The 18,619-nt window shown below is 54.5% G+C and carries 13 protein-coding genes; 3 read left to right on the top strand and 10 right to left on the bottom strand.

Annotated features, from left to right (window positions below):
- Positions 1-75 precede the first annotated feature (75 nt).
- The 3 genes from focA to pflA all read left to right on the top strand — a co-directional run bounded on the left by focA (position 76) and on the right by pflA (position 4,206).
- On the top strand, positions 76-933 hold the full coding sequence (gene focA, locus ACQG2G_RS07310; protein WP_013097310.1) for a formate transporter FocA: 858 nt from the start codon (positions 76-78) through the stop codon (positions 931-933).
- Positions 934-984: 51 nt separating this feature from the next.
- Positions 985-3,267: a formate C-acetyltransferase gene (gene pflB / locus ACQG2G_RS07305; protein ID WP_013097311.1), complete on the top strand. Its 2,283-nt coding sequence runs from the start codon at positions 985-987 to the stop codon at positions 3,265-3,267.
- 198 nt (positions 3,268-3,465) lie between these two features.
- Positions 3,466-4,206 (top strand): pyruvate formate lyase 1-activating protein, encoded by a 741-nt coding sequence (gene pflA, locus ACQG2G_RS07300; protein WP_014831281.1) that lies wholly within the window; start codon positions 3,466-3,468, stop codon positions 4,204-4,206.
- A gap of 36 nt (positions 4,207-4,242) precedes the next feature.
- Here pflA and ACQG2G_RS07295 read toward each other — a convergent pair whose 3' ends face one another.
- The 10 genes from ACQG2G_RS07295 to lrp form a co-directional block, all read right to left on the bottom strand.
- The gene (locus ACQG2G_RS07295; RefSeq protein WP_248078481.1) at positions 4,243-4,770 is read right to left on the bottom strand and encodes an anti-virulence regulator CigR family protein; all 528 of its coding nucleotides are present in this window, start codon (positions 4,768-4,770) and stop codon (positions 4,243-4,245) included.
- Positions 4,771-4,893: 123 nt separating this feature from the next.
- The gene (locus ACQG2G_RS07290; RefSeq protein ID WP_013097314.1) at positions 4,894-6,042 is read right to left on the bottom strand and encodes an MFS transporter; all 1,149 of its coding nucleotides are present in this window, start codon (positions 6,040-6,042) and stop codon (positions 4,894-4,896) included.
- A 274-nt stretch (positions 6,043-6,316) separates the two neighbouring features.
- On the bottom strand, positions 6,317-7,180 hold the full coding sequence (locus tag ACQG2G_RS07285; RefSeq protein WP_061771786.1) for a dimethyl sulfoxide reductase anchor subunit family protein: 864 nt from the start codon (positions 7,178-7,180) through the stop codon (positions 6,317-6,319).
- 1 nt (position 7,181) lies between these two features.
- A complete protein-coding gene (gene dmsB, locus ACQG2G_RS07280; protein WP_029882994.1) occupies positions 7,182-7,799 on the bottom strand; it encodes a dimethylsulfoxide reductase iron-sulfur subunit DmsB in 618 nt (205 codons plus the stop codon).
- A gap of 10 nt (positions 7,800-7,809) precedes the next feature.
- Complete coding sequence (gene dmsA / locus ACQG2G_RS07275; protein WP_248078484.1) at positions 7,810-10,254, bottom strand: dimethylsulfoxide reductase subunit A; 2,445 nt, start codon at positions 10,252-10,254, stop codon at positions 7,810-7,812.
- A 210-nt stretch (positions 10,255-10,464) separates the two neighbouring features.
- On the bottom strand, positions 10,465-11,757 hold the full coding sequence (gene serS / locus ACQG2G_RS07270) for a serine--tRNA ligase (RefSeq protein ID WP_061771453.1): 1,293 nt from the start codon (positions 11,755-11,757) through the stop codon (positions 10,465-10,467).
- 92 nt (positions 11,758-11,849) lie between these two features.
- Positions 11,850-13,193: a replication-associated recombination protein RarA gene (gene rarA / locus ACQG2G_RS07265; protein ID WP_061771454.1), complete on the bottom strand. Its 1,344-nt coding sequence runs from the start codon at positions 13,191-13,193 to the stop codon at positions 11,850-11,852.
- Between the two features lie 9 nt (positions 13,194-13,202).
- Positions 13,203-13,814 (bottom strand): outer membrane lipoprotein chaperone LolA, encoded by a 612-nt coding sequence (lolA, locus tag ACQG2G_RS07260; RefSeq protein WP_013097319.1) that lies wholly within the window; start codon positions 13,812-13,814, stop codon positions 13,203-13,205.
- Between the two features lie 128 nt (positions 13,815-13,942).
- Entirely contained in the window at positions 13,943-17,638 is a 3,696-nt protein-coding gene (locus tag ACQG2G_RS07255; RefSeq protein ID WP_061771455.1) for a DNA translocase FtsK, read from the bottom strand.
- A gap of 135 nt (positions 17,639-17,773) precedes the next feature.
- Positions 17,774-18,268 carry a leucine-responsive transcriptional regulator Lrp gene (gene lrp, locus ACQG2G_RS07250; RefSeq protein ID WP_000228469.1) on the bottom strand — a complete coding sequence of 165 codons (495 nt, stop codon included), beginning with the start codon at positions 18,266-18,268 and terminating at the stop codon, positions 17,774-17,776.
- Positions 18,269-18,619 lie beyond the last annotated feature (351 nt).

Here is an 18,619-nt window from a genome sequence, read left to right as displayed (position 1 = left end):
TATGATCTATATCAATTTCTCTTCTATAATGCTTTGTTAGTATCTCGTCGCCGACTTAATAAAGAGAGAGTTAGTGTGAAAGCTGACAACCCTTTTGATCTTTTACTCCCTGCTGCGATGGCCAAAGTGGCCGAAGAAGCAGGTGTCTATAAAGCAACGAAACACCCGATGAAGACGTTCTATCTGGCGATCACGGCTGGTGTGTTCATCTCTATCGCGTTCGTCTTCTACATCACTGCCACCACCGGTACTGCCGCGATGCCTTACGGCATGGCCAAACTGATTGGCGGCATTTGCTTCTCACTGGGTCTGATTCTGTGCGTTATCTGCGGCGCCGACCTCTTCACCTCAACGGTGCTGATTGTCGTAGCAAAAGCCAGCGGAAGAATTACCTGGGGTCAACTGGCGCGCAACTGGCTTAACGTCTATGTTGGTAACCTGATTGGCTGTCTGCTCTTTGTTTTGTTGATGTGGCTCTCTGGCGAGTATATGACCGCCAACGGTGGCTGGGGACTGAACGTCCTGCAGACCGCGGACCACAAAATGCACCACACATTTATCGAAGCGGTTGCACTTGGCATCCTCGCGAACCTGATGGTCTGTCTGGCGGTATGGATGAGTTACTCCGGCCGTAGCCTGATGGACAAAGCCATGATTATGGTTCTGCCGGTTGCGATGTTTGTTGCCAGCGGCTTCGAGCACAGTATCGCGAACATGTTTATGATCCCAATGGGTATTGTAATCCGCAACTTTGCGAGCCCGGAGTTCTGGACTGCAGTTGGTTCAACCCCGGAAAGTTTCTCTCACCTGACTATTATGAATTTCATTACTGATAACCTGATCCCTGTCACTATCGGGAACATTATCGGTGGGGGTCTGTTAGTTGGGTTGACATACTGGGTCATTTACCTGCGTGGCGACGATCATCATTGATGGTTATCTCAGGCAGTAAATAAAAAATCCACTTAAGAAGGTAGGTGTTACATGTCCGAGCTTAATGAAAAGTTAGCCACAGCCTGGGAAGGTTTTGCAAAAGGTGACTGGCAGAATGAAGTAAACGTACGTGACTTCATTCAGAAAAACTATACCCCGTATGAAGGTGACGAATCCTTCCTGGCTGGCGCAACTGAAGCGACCACCAAGCTGTGGGACAGCGTAATGGAAGGCGTAAAACTGGAAAACCGCACTCACGCGCCAGTTGATTTTGACACCTCCGTTGCTTCCACCATCACTTCTCACGATGCTGGTTACATCAACAAAGCCCTTGAGAAAATCGTTGGTCTGCAGACTGAAGCACCACTGAAACGTGCGATCATCCCGTTCGGTGGTATCAAAATGGTTGAAGGTTCCTGCAAAGCGTACAACCGCGAGCTGGACCCAATGCTGAAAAAAATCTTCACCGAATACCGTAAAACCCACAACCAGGGTGTATTCGATGTTTATACCAAAGACATTCTGAACTGCCGTAAATCCGGTGTTCTGACTGGTCTGCCAGATGCCTACGGCCGTGGCCGTATCATCGGTGACTACCGTCGCGTTGCGCTGTACGGTATCGACTTCCTGATGAAAGACAAATACGCGCAGTTCGTTTCCCTGCAGTCCGATCTGGAAAACGGCGTAAACCTGGAAGCGACTATCCGTCTGCGTGAAGAGATCGCTGAACAGCACCGTGCGCTGGGTCAGATCAAAGAGATGGCTGCTAAATATGGCTGCGATATCTCTGGTCCTGCAACTAACGCTCAGGAAGCTATCCAGTGGACCTACTTCGGCTACCTGGCCGCAGTTAAGTCTCAGAACGGTGCAGCAATGTCCTTCGGTCGTGTATCCACCTTCCTGGACGCGTACATCGAACGTGACCTGAAAGCAGGTAAAATCACCGAGCAAGACGCTCAGGAAATGATTGACCACCTGGTCATGAAACTGCGTATGGTTCGCTTCCTGCGTACCCCAGAGTATGATGAACTGTTCTCTGGTGACCCAATCTGGGCAACCGAATCTATCGGTGGTATGGGCGTAGATGGCCGTACTCTGGTCACCAAAAACAGCTTCCGCTTCCTGAACACCCTGTACACCATGGGTCCTTCTCCGGAGCCAAACATCACCGTTCTGTGGTCTGAAAAACTGCCTCTGAACTTCAAGAAATTCGCCGCTAAAGTGTCCATCGACACCTCTTCTCTGCAGTATGAGAACGATGACCTGATGCGTCCGGACTTCAACAACGACGACTACGCTATCGCATGCTGCGTAAGCCCAATGGTTGTTGGTAAACAAATGCAGTTCTTCGGTGCACGTGCAAACCTGGCGAAAACCATGCTGTACGCTATCAACGGCGGCGTTGATGAAAAACTGAAAATGCAGGTTGGTCCTAAGTCTGAACCAATCAAAGGCGATGTGCTGAACTATGACGAAGTCATGGATCGCATGGATCACTTCATGGATTGGTTGGCGAAACAGTACGTTACTGCACTGAACGTTATCCACTACATGCACGACAAGTACAGCTACGAAGCCTCTCTGATGGCGCTGCATGACCGTGACGTTATCCGTACCATGGCGTGTGGTATCGCAGGTCTGTCCGTTGCTGCTGACTCCCTGTCTGCTATCAAATATGCGAAAGTTAAACCAATTCGTGACGAAGACGGTCTGGCTATCGACTTCGAAATCGAAGGCGAATATCCGCAGTTTGGTAACAACGACGCTCGCGTTGATGACATGGCGGTTGACCTGGTTGAACGTTTCATGAAGAAAATTCAGAAACTGACCACTTACCGTAACGCTATCCCGACTCAGTCTGTTCTGACCATCACCTCTAACGTTGTGTATGGTAAGAAAACCGGTAACACCCCAGACGGTCGTCGTGCTGGCGCGCCATTTGGCCCAGGTGCTAACCCAATGCATGGTCGTGACCAGAAAGGTGCGGTTGCCTCTCTGACTTCCGTTGCAAAACTGCCGTTTGCTTACGCGAAAGATGGTATCTCTTACACCTTCTCTATCGTGCCAAACGCGCTGGGTAAAGACGACGAAGTGCGTAAAACCAACCTCGCGGGTCTGATGGATGGTTACTTCCACCACGAAGCGTCCATCGAAGGTGGTCAGCACCTGAACGTGAACGTCATGAACCGTGAAATGCTGCTCGACGCGATGGAACACCCTGAGAAATATCCTCAGCTGACCATCCGTGTATCTGGCTACGCAGTACGCTTTAACTCCCTGACTAAAGAACAGCAGCAGGACGTTATCACCCGTACTTTCACTCAGTCCATGTAACTGGAATTGACTGAAATCACGCGTTAAAAAGCGTACAATAAAGGCTCCACGTCAGTGGGGCCTTTTTCTTCCCCACCCCAGTCTCTTTTGGCCGCTATCTATACTGAATGGATAACAGCCAAAACAGACTCGACATAGCCTTTGAGCTGTGCATCAACACAGGCCCCGGGATGGGCCAAATTCGGAGATATCACCGCAATGTCAATTATTGGTCGCATTCACTCCTTTGAATCCTGTGGCACTGTTGATGGCCCGGGCATCCGTTTTATCACCTTTTTCCAGGGCTGCCTGATGCGCTGCCTGTACTGCCACAACCGTGACACATGGGATACGCACGGCGGCAAAGAAGTGACCGTTGAAGATCTGATGAAAGAGGTGGTGACTTACCGCCACTTTATGAACGCGTCCGGCGGGGGCGTCACCGCATCCGGTGGTGAAGCCATTCTTCAGGCGGAATTTGTGCGCGACTGGTTTCGCGCCTGCCACAAAGAAGGCATACACACCTGCCTCGACACGAACGGGTTTGTGCGCCGCTACGATCCGGTCATCGATGAATTGCTTGAAGTCACCGACCTGGTCATGCTCGATCTCAAACAGATGAATGATGAGATCCACCAGAACCTGGTTGGCGTATCCAACCACCGTACGCTGGAGTTCGCCAAATATATTTCAGCCAAGGGCATCAAAACCTGGATCCGCTATGTCGTCGTTCCAGGCTGGTCTGATGATGATGATTCCGCACATCGCCTGGGCGAATTTACCCGCGATATGGGCAACGTCGAGAAAATTGAGCTTCTGCCCTACCATGAGCTGGGTAAACATAAATGGGTGGCGATGGGTGAAGAATATAAGCTTGATGGCGTTAAGCCGCCGAAGAAAGAGACGATGGAGCGCGTGAAAGGTATTCTGGAACAATACGGACACAAGGTCATGTATTAAAGAAGAGGCCCGGTGAGAACCGGGCCTTTTTGTATTTTATTTAAAGACACCATTAATAATGGAAGTCACAATCGCAGTACTCAGCGCAACCAGGACCAGATCGTCACCGACCACGCGCCATTCATAGCCAGGATAGTTAGGGAGCTGGCCCAGCATGGAGGCTGGCACGGTTTTCTTCGCAATACCTGGAGGCAGTGGTTTGCCGCGCGCGAGGTTTTTAGCGATGCCCGGAGGCAGCGATTCATACCCCGTTAATCCATAATTCACTGCCAGATGGCGAGCATGATCGAAGCTCACGCGAGCATCGACATCATCGCTGACGCTTTTATTCGATTTACCCGGGTTGTCCATACCACTTTTTTTATTGCCATGAGTATCGGACATTCCGTTGCTATGATTGCCGGAATTCCCGTTGCCGTGATTACCGCCATTACCTTGTCCGCCACTGTTACCGTGACCACCACCGCCATTCCCGTTTCCAGGGTTAGCCATGACCGGTGCTGTAGCAAACGTTAAAGACAACACTACTGCCAGTGCGGTAGTGGTTAAACGACGTGTAGCCATGATTGCTGCCTTTTGGTGTTAGAACTCACCTGAATTATCGCCTGGCGCGATAAACAAACAATGCGTAAAATTCTTATATGTGATGGGGACAAAAAAGCCAGTCAATGACTGGCTTTTAATTCATCAGGCATGCGCCACTGGCGTGGGATGTTCGCCCGCTTTACGCAGCAGCATTAAGAGATAAATAAACGACACGCTGGCAATCATGATAAACAGCAAATTGTCGGAATAATTCTGCATCAGCATCGCGGTGAATGTCGGCCCCAGCAAACTGCCAATGGTATAGCTTAATAACAGCGCCTGGTTCATCGCCACCAGCTGGTGATGTTCAACTTTTTCACAGGCCCAGGCCATCGCGACCGGATAAAGTGTGAAGCCTGCCGCCCCCAGAATAAACAGCGCTGGCGCCATCGCGGCATTGCTGAGCATGGCAAGGCAACCCATGATCACCACGAAGACCTGAACGCGCAATACCAGCAGACGCCCAAAACGGTCTGCCAGACGGCCAATCGGCCACTGTCCGACGATGCCCGCGCTGACCATTACCGCCATCCAGAAGCCGATCCCGGAATCACTGACGCCCTGATGGTTCAGGTAGAGCGGCATCAGACCATAAAGCGACCCCAGAACAATCCCGGAGATGATGCAGCCGTTCACGCCCAGACGCGCCTGTCGCAGTCTCAGCATCGGCCAGACGTGGGTCGCTTCCTGATGCTCACTGTTCTGATTCACAATGCGTGTAAAGAGCAGCGGCAGGATCGCCGCCAGGACCATGCCCGTTACCCACGGCAGAACGCTCATCAGGTCGGTCGGCAGTTTGCTGACCATTAATTGCCCAAGCACGGTTCCGACGTAATAGACCATCATATACGCTGCCAGCAGACGTCCCCGGTTGCGCGAGGTACCGCTGCACATCAGCGCACTTTCCACCACGACCCAAATCATCGCGCAGCCTACGCCAGCGATAAAGCGCCAGATCATCCAGCTCCAGAAACCGACCATCAGGCCCAGCCCGGCACATCCGGCAGCGAAAATCAGCGAGGCCAGATAATAGCTGCGGTTAAAGCCAACGCGTTTAATCAGGCTCCCCGTCATCAGGGTGCCCAGCAGGTTCCCCGTGAAAAAGGACGAACTGACCATACCCACCTGCCAGGTTGGTAAGTTTTCATGGGCAAGCCATAGCGGGACGAGCGTATTCAACACTGCGATCGCCAGGGTCAACAAAAGCAGGCCACAGAGCAACAGGAGCACTGGCCGGGTATAGATGGTCATGGATTAAAAACCGTGAGGAAGTTCAGATTTCGTGCGCATCATGCCACTGGCAAAAACAAAGTCAATCCACCGATTCAGGCGTCACGCACGATATGTGCCATGTCGATTTAAAAAACTCATCCTGCTAATGCAAAGTCTGCTACTGATATTAATTATCTGGTTGTTTTTATTTATTTCAGGGGATTTTTAATACCAAACATCAGTCGAAAAATTTCATGATGGAAAAAAGAAAAGCCGGGCGCTATGTCCCGGCTTTTTATAACGAAAAATCAAATCAGCTGGCGATAGCCATGCCTACCGTCATATGCAGGCCGTAAAACACACCGCGACCGATCAACTCCCCTGCCAGCACCAGCACAAAGGCCACTGACAGTAACGGCAGTGCGGGCTGATAACCTTTAAGCTGAGGGGCAATCCAGCACACCAGCGCAACAGCCAGCAACACCACACGCCAGGCCATCAGAGAACCGTAATCTGGCACCAGAGTTGAGGCCTGCTGAATGGAGCTGTGAATGGTTGCCAGCTCAGCGCCCTGCATCAGCGCAACCATCGTGCTCACCACCAGCGCCAACAGCGAAACGGCAGGGAGCAGACGCATCGCCCAGCCGTCCACACTCGCCACGCGCAGCAGCAGGTAGCCCAGCAGCGGCCCACCGATAAACATCGTCAGGAAGAAACTCATTGGCGTCCAGACGCTATACCAGGTGGGAACGGTATCGATGGTGTTATAAACCCGCACCATCATCCACACGAAGACCACGCCCAGCACCATTGTCACGATCAGCCACACGTTGCGCAGCCCCGCAGGAAGCTTTTTCAGGGCTGCCAGCAGCCAACCCAGCCCACCGACGGCAAAGAAGATCGCCCCGCTGGCAATTTCGTTACTCAGTGAGGATGCCCCCACGCGATTGAGAGAGTTGAACGCGCGCATTGGCGAGCCGAGGTGCAGCGTAGAGGCAATAAAACCGATCCCCATCAACACCCACAGACCAAACATACTCAGCACCACGCGCTGCTGCTGTTCAGCTTTCAAATCGCCTTTCAGTAACGCCAGCGCGAGCACAATAAAGCCACCCGCCACGCACTGCCCAAAGACCGTGAAGATCATCAGCGGCCATTCATGCCATCCACTTCCCATCTCACACCTCCTTCGGGTTTGCCAGATAGCCGGTGGTATCTCCCGTCGGGCGGCTGTTGGCGTTAGGTTTAATCACAATGCTCGGCTTGGTGAAGTGCGCGGACGGCAGTGGCGCGACGGCCGCAAGCTGGCCGTGTTTTTTACGCAGCTCGTCAATCGGGCCGAAGTCCAGCGCCCGCAGCGGACAGGACTCCACGCAAATCGGCTTTTTGCCTTCTGCGACGCGGTCATGGCAGCCGTCGCACTTGGTCATGTGGCCTTTGGCGGCGTTGTACTGCGGCGCACCGTACGGACAGGCCATATGGCAGTAGCGGCAGCCGATGCAGACATCCTCATTCACCACCACAAACCCGTCGTCACGCTTGTGCATTGCCCCGCTCGGGCACACTTTGGTACAGGCCGGGTCTTCACAGTGGTTACAGGCAATCGACAGGTAATAGGCAAAGACGTTCTGATGCCAGACGCCGTTATCCTCCTGCCAGTCGCCGCCCGCGTATTCGTAGATCCGGCGGAAGCTGACGTCCGGGGTCAGGTCTTTGTAATCCTTGCAGGCCAGCTCGCAGGTTTTGCACCCGGTGCAACGGCTGGAATCAATAAAAAATCCATACTGGGTTGTCATCGGTTACTCCTTACACCTTCTCAACCTGAACAAGGTTTGTGTGGGACGGGTTGCCTTTCGCCAGCGGCGATGGGCGCTGCGTGGTCAGTACGTTAATACTGCCAGCCTGGTCGATGCGGTTTGCATCCGGGCAGTACCACGCGCCTTCCCCCAGCGCGACAACACCAGGCATCATGCGGGGCGTCACTTTGGCTTCGATATGCACCTCGCCGCGATCGTTAAAGATACGCACACGATCGCCATTGCTGATGCCTCGCGCTTTCGCATCCGTCGGGTTAATCCACATCTCCTGGCGGCAGGCGGCTTTCAGCACATCAACGTTGCCGTAAGTGGAGTGAACGCGCGCTTTGTAGTGGAATCCGGTCAGTTGCAGCGGGAATTTTGCGGTCAGCGGATCGTTATAATTTTCAAACCCGGGCGTGTAGATCGGCAGGGGATCGATAACATCCCCTTCCGGCAATTCCCAGGTTGCGGCAATGTTTGCCAGCTCTTCGGAGTAAATCTCGATTTTGCCCGATGGCGTGGTCAGCGGATTCGCCTGCGGATCGTCGCGGAAGGCTTTGTACGCCACGTGGTGCCCTTGCGGATCGCGCTGTTTATAGATGCCCTGCTTGCGGAAGGTATCGAAATCCGGCAGGTCAGGGATCGCTTTACGGGAAAGTTCATGCAGATGACGCATCCACTCTTCCTGAGTGCGGCCTTCTGTGAACTGTTGTTCGACACCAAGACGTTTCGCCAGCTCAGAGGTCATCTCATAGATAGTTTTGCACTCGAAACGCGGTTTGATGGCCTGGTCGGTGAAGATCACGTAGGACATGTTGCCGCAGGAGGCATCCAGCGCGAAATCCATCTGCTCCGAGGCGGTGCAATCCGGCAGCAGAATATCCGCATATTTCGCCGATGAGGTCATGTGGCAGTCGATCACCACAATCATCTCGCACTTCTTGTCATCCTGCAGGATTTCGTGGGTGCGGTTGATCTCCGAGTGCTGGTTAATAAGGCAGTTACCGGCGTAGTTCCAGATCATCTTGATCGGCACATCCAGCTTGTCTTTGCCCCGTACGCCATCGCGCAGGGCGGTCATCTCCGGCCCGCGCTCAATGGCGTCGGTCCACATAAACATGGAGATACTGGTCTGAACCGGGTTTTCCAGGGTTGGCATCCGTTCAAACGGTAGCGAATAGGAACCTTCGCGCGCGCCACTATTCCCACCATTAATACCCACGTTACCGGTCAGAATGGACAGCATCGAAATAGCACGAGTGGCGATTTCGCCATTCGCGTGACGCTGTGGCCCCCAGCCCTGGCTGATATAGGCCGGTTTCGCTGAACCGATTTCACGCGCCAGCTGGACAATACGTTCCGCCGGTATCCCGGTGATTTTTGATGCCCACTCCGGGGTCTTCGCCACGCCGTCACTGCCCTGGCCCAGAATATACGCCTTGTAATGCCCGTTGGCAGGCGCACTGGCGGGCAGGGTTTTCTCGTCATAGCCGACGCAGTATTTATCGAGGAATGGCTGATCGACAAGGTCCTCGGTGATCATGACCCACGCCAGCGCGCTGACCAGCGCCGCATCGGTGCCCGGGCGAATGGGGATCCACTCATCTTCCCGGCCTGCCCCCGTATCGGTATAACGCGGATCAATGATGATCATCCGGGCGTTAGATTTGGCGCGAGCCTGCTCAAGGTAATAGGTTACCCCACCGCCGCTCATCCGCGTTTCACCGGGGTTGTTACCGAAAAGCACCACCAGTTTACTGTTTTCGATATCGGACGGGCTGTTACCGTCTGCCCAGCCACCGTAGGTGTAGTTCAGGCCGGCAGCAATCTGTGCAGAAGAGTAGTCGCCGTAGTGATTGAGATAACCGCCGCAGCAGTTCATCAAGCGCGCCACCAGCGTTTTACCCGGTGGCCAGGAGCGGGTCAGCGTTCCCCCGAGCGTTCCGGTGCCATAGTTCAGGTAGATGGATTCGTTACCGTACTCTTTTATCAGACGCTGCATATTGCTGGCGATGATATCGTAAGCTTCATCCCAGCTGATGCGCTCGAACTTCCCTTCCCCGCGCTTACCGACGCGTTTCATCGGGTACTTCAGACGGTCCGGGTTATAAACCCGGCGGCGCATTGAGCGGCCACGCAGACAGGCGCGAACCTGATGCAAGCCGTCGTAGTTATCGTCACCGGTATTGTCGGTTTCGACGTATTTGATCTCGCCATCCACCACATGCATACGTAATGGACAACGGCTACCACAGTTTACGGTACAGGCGCTCCACACCACGTTTTCCGGGGCCGTAGCCGGGGACAACGCATCCGCCGCCGACGCCAGTCGGGTAAAAGGGAGAGTGAAGGCACTGCTGGCAACGGCGAGACCGCCAATTGCCGTGGTTTTCATCAACCCACGGCGAGTGACCTCGGCAGCCATTAACGCTTCAGGCGCTTTGATTTTCATAAAGACTCACTTTGGTTGCTCACAAAGAATAAGGGGCGGAATTAACCGCGATATAGTTTTATATATAACGAGCTAATGCGTTATGCGTGTTTTATGCTGGCTTTCATTCGCAGGAGTATTACTACTTTAGAGGGAGGGGGTATTGCGTCGTATCAAACCGAGGGTATAAAAAAAGCGCCAAAAGGCGCTTTTTTGTTGTAAGGCAAAGAATTAGCCAATGTACTGCTGGCCTTTCATGTATGGGCGCAGCACTTCAGGGATCTCAATACGTCCGTCTGCCTGCTGATAGTTTTCCAGCACGGCAACCAGCGTACGGCCAACAGCCAGACCAGAGCCGTTCAGGGTATGCACCAGACGGGTTTTCTTGTCGGACTTGCTGCGGCAGCGTGCCTGCATACGACGCGCCTGGAAATCCCAGACGTTAGAGCAGGAGGAGATTTCACGGTAGGTGTTCTGCGCAGGTACCCACACTTCCAGATCGAAGGTTTTGCAGGCGCCAAAGCCCATATCACCGGTGCACAGCGCCATACGACGGTACGGCAGGCCGAGCAGCTCCAGCACTTTCTCCGCGTGGCCGGTCATCTCTTCCAGCGCGTCCATGGACTCTTCCGGACGAACGATCTGTACCATCTCAACTTTATCGAACTGGTGCATACGGATCAGACCACGCGTGTCACGGCCGTAAGAACCCGCTTCAGAGCGGAAGCACGGAGAGTGCGCCGTCAGTTTGATTGGCAGGTCGTCTTCGTCGATGATCTCATCACGCACGAGGTTGGTCAGCGGCACTTCCGCGGTTGGGATCAGCGCGTAGTTGCTGCTGTCGGCTTCCTCGTCCAGCGGACGGGTATGGAACAGATCGCCGGCAAATTTCGGCAGTTGTCCGGTACCGTACAGAGTATCGTGGTTAACCAGATACGGAACGTAGGTTTCGCTGTAACCGTGCTGCTCAGTGTGCAGATCCAGCATGAACTGTGCCAGCGCACGGTGCAGATGAGCAATCTGACCTTTCATCACCACGAAGCGAGAACCGGTCAGCTTCACGGCTGCCGCAAAGTCCAGGCCCGCGTGCATTTCGCCCAGAGTAACGTGATCGCGAACCTCGAAGTCGAACTCACGAGGCGTACCCCAGCGTTTCACTTCAACGTTGTCGTTTTCGTCTTTACCGACAGGAACGCTGTCGTCAGGAATGTTCGGGATAGCCAGGGCGATATCACGAATTTCGGCCTGAAGAACTTCCAGCTCAGCTTTCGCCTGGTCCAGCTCTTCACCCAGTTTGTTCACTTCCAGGCGTAATGGCTCAATATCTTCCCCGCGCGCTTTCGCCTGGCCGATGGACTTCGATCGAGAGTTACGCTCTGCCTGCAGATTTTCAGTTTGTACCTGCAGAACTTTACGACGCTCTTCAAGAGCGCGCAGCTTATCTACATCCAGCTTAAAGCCCCGGCGTGCCAGTTTTTCAGCGACTGCGTCTGGCTCATTACGCAGCAGATTGGGATCGAGCATGCTTATCCTGTGCTTATCGAATTAAAATAGGAAAATGTGGCCACAGCCTGCGGCCACAGGGATACAATGCCAACATTACCGCAACGACTGAACTAACGGTAGCGTTTTATAGGGCTATTTTGATCCTGTCCGGCGAGCCAGGCGAGCTTTTCGCCAATCTTGCCTTCAAGACCTCTGTTTGTGGGGTGATAATAGCGGGTTTGTGCCATTTCCTGCGGGAAATACTCCTCCCCGGCCGCGTAAGCGTTGGGTTCATCGTGAGCGTAACGATACTCCTGCCCGTAACCCATCTCTTTCATCAGCTTCGTTGGCGCATTACGCAGATGCACCGGCACATCGTAGTCCGGGCGCTCACGCGCATCCGACATGGCCGCTTTGAATGCGGTATAGACGGCATTACTTTTCGGCGCGCAGGCCAGATAGACAATCGCCTGAGCAATAGCGCGCTCACCTTCTGCCGGCCCGACGCGAGTAAAACAATCCCAGGCCGAAAGCGCCACCTGCATGGCGCGCGGATCGGCATTGCCAACATCTTCTGAGGCAATCGCCAGACAGCGACGCGCGACGTACAGCGGATCGCCACCGGCAGTGATAATGCGTGCATACCAGTAAAGCGCGGCATCCGGCGCGCTGCCGCGTACCGACTTATGCAGCGCCGAGATCAGATCGTAAAAGCGATCGCCTTTGTTATCAAAACGGGCGCTACGCTCACCGGCAATTTCGGTCAACAGTTCCGATTTTAATACCCGTTTGCCGGCGTCGTCGACTTCGGCCATATCGGCCATCATTTCCAGGGTATTCAGTGCCCGCCGCGCATCGCCGTTGACCAGCTCCGCAATTGCCCGACGCGTGTCGTCAGGCAGGATAATGCCCTGTCCGCCATAGCCGCGGGCTTTGTCGTCCATCGCCTGGGTGAGGACGTTTTCAATATCCTCGGTGGTGAGCGATTTAAGCAGGTAGACGCGCGCCCGGGAAAGCAGTGCCGAGTTGAGTTCAAATGACGGGTTTTCGGTGGTGGCACCGATGAAGAAGATGGTGCCGTCTTCGATGTGCGGCAGGAATGCATCCTGCTGACTTTTATTAAAGCGATGGACTTCGTCCACAAAGAGGATGGTTCGTCGCCCGGCGTTACGGTTCTGCCGCGCGCGCTCAATTGCCTCGCGGATCTCCTTCACACCAGATGTGACGGCCGAGATGCGCTCGACGTCCGCGTTAGCGTAGCGGGCGATCACTTCAGCAAGCGTGGTTTTACCGGTACCGGGTGGTCCCCAGAGGATCATCGAGTGCAGATGCCCGGCTTCAATGGCCCGCGGCAACGGCTTACCCGCAGCCAGCAGGTGCTGCTGACCAATATACTGAGCTAAATTTTCTGGCCGCATACGCGCGGCCAGAGGTTGAAACGCATTATCTGAAAAATCGAGCGACAGGTTGCCCACTCATGCCTCTTACTTACGTTGGTCGTCCACCGTTACGCCCTGCGGCGGGGTAAAGGTAAATTTAGATGCATCGACAGCGCCATTTTGCTGTGATTTGAGCTGATAGCTGCTGCGCTGATCGTCCTGCTCAACGGCGCCGAACTGATTGATGGTACCGTTGGTGCTTACATTGATGGTGAACTGCTTCAGGTTGCCGTTGCTGCCTTTTGGCGTCAGGACAAACTCATCACCGTTCTGCTTAATATTATACTGCTGCCAGTCGCTGGCCTGGTTACGGGCTATCAGCATAAAGGGCGTGTTGCTGGTCGCATCTTTCAGCCAGGTGGCGGTTGCCTGCTCAACAAACGGGTTGAAGAACCACAGGGTTTTGCCGTCAGAGACCAGGATGCTCTCATCCGGCTGAGTCATGTGCCAGTTGAAAAGGTTTGGGCGTTTTACCCACAGATCGCCCTGGCCTTCCTGCACCGCATTACCGCTGCCGTCAGTCACTTTTTGCGTGAAGCTGGCGTGGAAGCTGCTCACTTTATCCAGGCGGCTTTTAAGGTCGCTGGCCGCATCAGCCCAGACGCTGCTGGCGACAAAACTGGTGAGTAATGCACAGGCGATTGCGATTTTTTTCATTGTTGTTCCTTAAAATACGTCATCCCGAAATGGGGTTTCCGTTTTCTATTCTGGACCTGCCCGCAGGCAGGTGACAGAAGAAAATGCTTAAATTTGGCTGATTTACCCTTCTTTGCACACGCTGAAGATCAATCAAACGGCGGCGGAGCCAGCACCTCACGGTTACCGTTATGCCCCTGCTCACTGACAATACCCTGGGCTTCCATCTGCTCAATGATGCGCGCCGCGCGGTTGTAGCCAATACGGAACTGACGCTGAACGCCGGAGATCGAGGCTTTGCGTTTTTCGGTAACAAAATTAACCGCCTGGTCGAATAACGGATCCAGCTCTTCGCCGCCGTCAAAGCCACCGCCGCCGCCTTCGCTTTCGCTGTCGGAGGTAATGCCGTCAACGTATTGTGGACGACCGCGCGCTTTCCAGTCCTGCACCACGGCATGCACTTCCTGGTCGCGAACGAATGCGCCGTGAACGCGCACCGGAGAGGTGGAGTTCGGGCCGGAGTAGAGCATATCCCCCATCCCCAGCAGCGATTCAGCACCGCCCTGATCAAGGATGGTACGCGAGTCAATTTTGCTTGATACGGTAAAGGCGATACGGGTCGGAATGTTGGCTTTAATCAGACCCGTAATGACGTCCACAGAAGGACGCTGCGTCGCCAGGACGAGGTGAATACCGGCCGCACGCGCTTTCTGTGCCAGACGGGCAATCAGCTCTTCCACTTTCTTACCGACGGTCATCATCAGGTCGGCGAACTCATCCACCAGCACGACGATGTAAGGCAGTTTTTCCAGCACCGGATGCTGGGCATCCATGCTATCGCCCGGTTTCCAGTATGGATCGGGAATTGGACGACCCATCCGCGCCGCCTCGGCGATTTTCTCGTTATAACCGGCAAGGTTACGCACGCCCAGAGCCGACATCAGCTTGTAACGGCGCTCCATCTCATTGACGCTCCAGCGCAGAGCGTTGGCCGCGTCTTTCATGTCGGTCACAACTTCCGTCAGCAGATGCGGGATCCCCTCATAGACCGACAGTTCCAGCATTTTCGGATCGATCATGATGAAACGGACATCTTCAGGCTGCGCTTTGTAGAGCATGCTGAGGATCATGGCGTTCACACCCACCGACTTACCAGAACCGGTTGTACCCGCGACCAGCAGGTGAGGCATTTTCGCCAGATCGGCTACCACCGGCTCACCCGCGATATCTTTACCCAGCACCACGGTCAGTGGTGAAGGGTTGTCGCGGAATTTGGTGTTGTCCAGCACTTCACGCAGGTAAACGGTCTGACGTTTTTTGTTCGGCAACTCAAGACCGACATAAGGTTTACCAGGAATGACTTCAACCACACGAACCGCAACGGTCGACAGAGAACGCGCCAGGTCGCGGGACAGGTTTGAAATACGCGCGGCTTTAACGCCAGGCGCCAGGTTGAGTTCGAAACGGGTAATGACAGGGCCTGGAGAGTAGTTGACCACGTCCGCTTTAATGCGGAAGTCAGCCAGACGCGCTTCTACCAGACGGGCCATTTGCTCCAGCGCGAAGGTATCGACCGGCTCAACTTCTGCTGGCGGCGGCGTTAACAGATCCAGCGACGGCAGAGGCGTGCTCGGACGTTGCAACGGACGACTGTCACCGTTACGCATCAGCAGCGGATGAATGAGACTTTCCTGCGGCTGTGCCTGAGGCTGCTGGAATTGCGGCTGCTGTGGCTGCTGTGGCTGCGCATAAGATTGTGGCGCAGGCTGCTGCGGCTGGGCGTAAGCCTGTGGCGCTGGGGCCGGCTGTTGGCGCACCGGCTCGGCTTCCGGCATGACGCTCGGTGTGAACAGCGGTTCGCTCGGACCATCATCGACCAGATCTTTCATCGGTGAGAATTCGAAATCCGACAGCGAGAACGGGTTCGCACCAGCAGGTTGCTCACCTGAATAGCGTTGCTGCTGGGTGGCCGCAAACTGGCGTGCTAATTCTGCCTCTGCTGCATCATCATCGTCCGCCTGAGCAGGATGATCGTGCTGATACTCCTCGCCATAGCGCTGATGCTGCTGTGCGGCGAACTGACGCGCCAGTTCGTCCTGCTGCATTTCATCTGCATCATCGTCGTAATCAGATTCACGGGCTTTCTCCTCAGCCATACGCTGAGAAGGCAACTTAATGCCATAGGATGCCAGCTCGCGGCGGGTTGGCACACGCACGCGGTTAGGACGCGGCAACTGCGGGCCAATCCCCTCTTTTACCTGAGGACGTGGTGTTCCACCTGTCGCCAGGCTAAAGACCGGCGCCGCAGCCGAAGCGGCTGCTGTAGCCTGTTTCACGCTCTCTGCCACTGGTGCAACCGCAGACGTTGGAGTAACCGGCGGTGCGGAGACAGAAGGTGTATTCACAACAGGCTCCTGCACCGGCTCGGGAACAGGCTGATACCATGCTGCCAGTTGCTCGCGCTCACGGGCACGGCGCTCTTCAACCTCTTCGAAATAGTACATTGGCGGACGAGACGGTTTGACCTCTTCCACCACCTCAGGTTCTGGTTGAGGCGCGACGTAAGGCCCAGCAGGCTGAACAGGCTCAGGGACATACTCCTGATACGGTTGCGCGACGGGCTGCTCGTCGTACGGGTACCCCTGCGGCTCATGAACGGGCTCAGGCTGATAAGGTTGCTGCCACGGTTCCTGCTGGACCGGCGCATAGCTTTCTGGCTCGGGTGCGATAACCGGCTCTGGCGTATGCACGCCAGGCGCCGTTTGCCACTCTACCTGAGGCTGTTGAATAGCGGACTCGGGAGCGGGAACCGACGCAGACGGCATAACGGCTTCCGCTGGTGCTGCATAAGCCTGCGCCGCCGTGGTCGCGGCTGCCGCGGCGGCAACCGGTGCGGTAACAGAGTGACCGTTTAGCAGTGGATCGTATTCATCAAAATCGCCCGGCATGGCGCGACTGCCAGAGAAAAGCACATCATCAGGATCGACGGCGGCACCGGCTGAACGGTACTCAACATGATCGTCTTCGTCCATGCGTTTACCGGAGAAGAGCGCCGCATCGGTTTTACGGCCCAGCGGGTTGGCAAATTTCTCGGCGACGCGCTGACGGCGTGCCAGTGCTCCACGTAAAATACGTGCACGACGAGATTCACGACGCTGTACTGGCGCATCGTCTTCCTCTTCGTACTCATCTTCATATTCGTCTTCATCGACCCATGTGTCGTCACGACGGGTACGGTTGCTGGCAAAGGTCAGAATAGTGAGGACAAAACTGCCGATCTTCTCGGCAATGCTCACCCACGACCAGCCGGTGAACAGCGTTAATCCTGCCGCCCAGATACACAGCAAGGCCAGGGTACCGCCGCTGCTGTGAAGCATAGGCTGCAGCGCAGAGCTCAGCAGGCTACCGATGACCCCGCCAGAGGCGAAATACCAGATGTCATCGGCGTTGATGGCTGCCAGCCCGCAGGAGGTGAGGATCAACGCCAGCGCGCCTATCAGGCGCAGCGAAACCGCGAAATAGTCGATGTAGTCGTCGTTCTGACGATGGCGCCAGGCAAACCAGCATCCGCCAATAATAATGACGGGAATGGTATAGGCCATCACACCGAAAATGAAAAACAGGGTGTCCGCAAGCCAGGCACCGGGAACGCCGCCTAAATTATGGATAGGCTCATGCCATGCAGTTTGTGACCAGCTGGGATCTGAGGGGTTGAAACTGAGTAAGGCTGCCATCAGCCAGACGGCAAAAAGGGCAATAACAATCAGCAACGCCTCAAGGAGCCGACGTCCGCTGCTTAGCTTCGATAATGTGACTTCTTTGTCTTCAGTGTATTCCTGGCTCAAGAAAGGCTCTCCAGGTATCAGGCATATCCTGCCTGTTTGCTAAAACGGACAACAGCGCCGGGACACCCCGGCACTGTTGCTGTATGGATTAACAGGAGTGTAATCAAACTACACTGATTTTGCACCTGTTCCGTGTTAGCGCGTCTTAATAACCAGACGATTGCTCTGTTTGACCTCTTCCATCACCACATAGGTACGGGTGTCGTTCACGCCTGGCAGACGCAGCAGGGTTTCACCCAGCAGCTTACGGTAGGCGGACATATCTGGTACGCGGGTTTTCAACAGGTAGTCGAAATCGCCAGAAACCAGATGACACTCTTGAATTTCTTCAAGTTTTTGTACAGCGGCGTTAAATTGCTCAAACACATCCGGTGCACCACGATTCAGAGTAATCTCAACAAATACCAGAAGTGAGGCATCCAGATAATGCGGGTTCAGCAGAGCCGTATAGCCCTGAATAAAACCCTGTCTTTCCAGTCGGCGCACACGCTCAAGGCACGGCGTCGGGGAAAGTCCCACACGTTTTGAAAGCTCGACGTTGGAAATACGCCCATCCTTTTGCAATTCATTAAGAATGTTACGATCGATACGGTCGAGATCTTTGCCAGGGCGCTTCTTGCTATCTACCATTATTATTGTCTCTCTGTATTCCTTCCCTACTCCTGCCTGGACCCTGTGCACATCACTGTTCAGAGCCTGTACCCGTTAGTCATCACATCGCCTGGTTATCTATTAGACGCGATGCGGATTCGGGTTCTGTTGGTAAGAAGACCGTTGCCCGAAGGCAGTCACCGACATCACGTATGGCGTCTGTCCACGCCATGCGTAGATTTCACTGACCCGGTAAAAATGGCATTTACATGCATGCCTATGCGGCACACGGTTAACGCGGTTTTTTTTCTTCCTTGAATGTTTTCGCAAAAGCGCAGGGGATTGTCAAAGCAAAACATCGATTTTTAGTACAACATGCCGGATATTCAT

The sequence above is a fragment of the Enterobacter cloacae complex sp. 382A5 genome, from assembly GCF_050031095.1.
GTDB classification, from domain to species: domain Bacteria; phylum Pseudomonadota; class Gammaproteobacteria; order Enterobacterales; family Enterobacteriaceae; genus Enterobacter; species Enterobacter cloacae.
The sequence above is the reverse complement of the archived record's forward strand: the minus strand, read 5'-3'. Positions and strand labels throughout refer to the sequence as shown.

Excerpts from the sequence above, each read along its gene's own strand:
- pflB (WP_013097311.1), top strand. The coding sequence starts at position 985 with ATGTCCGAGCTTAATGAAAAGTTAGCCACAGCCTGGGAAGGTTTTGCA.
- pflA (WP_014831281.1), top strand. The coding sequence starts at position 3,466 with ATGTCAATTATTGGTCGCATTCACTCCTTTGAATCCTGTGGCACTGTT.
- ACQG2G_RS07295 (WP_248078481.1), bottom strand. The coding sequence starts at position 4,770 with ATGGCTACACGTCGTTTAACCACTACCGCACTGGCAGTAGTGTTGTCT.
- ACQG2G_RS07290 (WP_013097314.1), bottom strand. The coding sequence starts at position 6,042 with ATGACCATCTATACCCGGCCAGTGCTCCTGTTGCTCTGTGGCCTGCTT.
- ACQG2G_RS07285 (WP_061771786.1), bottom strand. The coding sequence starts at position 7,180 with ATGGGAAGTGGATGGCATGAATGGCCGCTGATGATCTTCACGGTCTTT.
- dmsB (WP_029882994.1), bottom strand. The coding sequence starts at position 7,799 with ATGACAACCCAGTATGGATTTTTTATTGATTCCAGCCGTTGCACCGGG.
- dmsA (WP_248078484.1), bottom strand. The coding sequence starts at position 10,254 with ATGAAAATCAAAGCGCCTGAAGCGTTAATGGCTGCCGAGGTCACTCGC.
- serS (WP_061771453.1), bottom strand. The coding sequence starts at position 11,757 with ATGCTCGATCCCAATCTGCTGCGTAATGAGCCAGACGCAGTCGCTGAA.
- lolA (WP_013097319.1), bottom strand. The coding sequence starts at position 13,814 with ATGAAAAAAATCGCAATCGCCTGTGCATTACTCACCAGTTTTGTCGCC.
- lrp (WP_000228469.1), bottom strand. The coding sequence starts at position 18,268 with ATGGTAGATAGCAAGAAGCGCCCTGGCAAAGATCTCGACCGTATCGAT.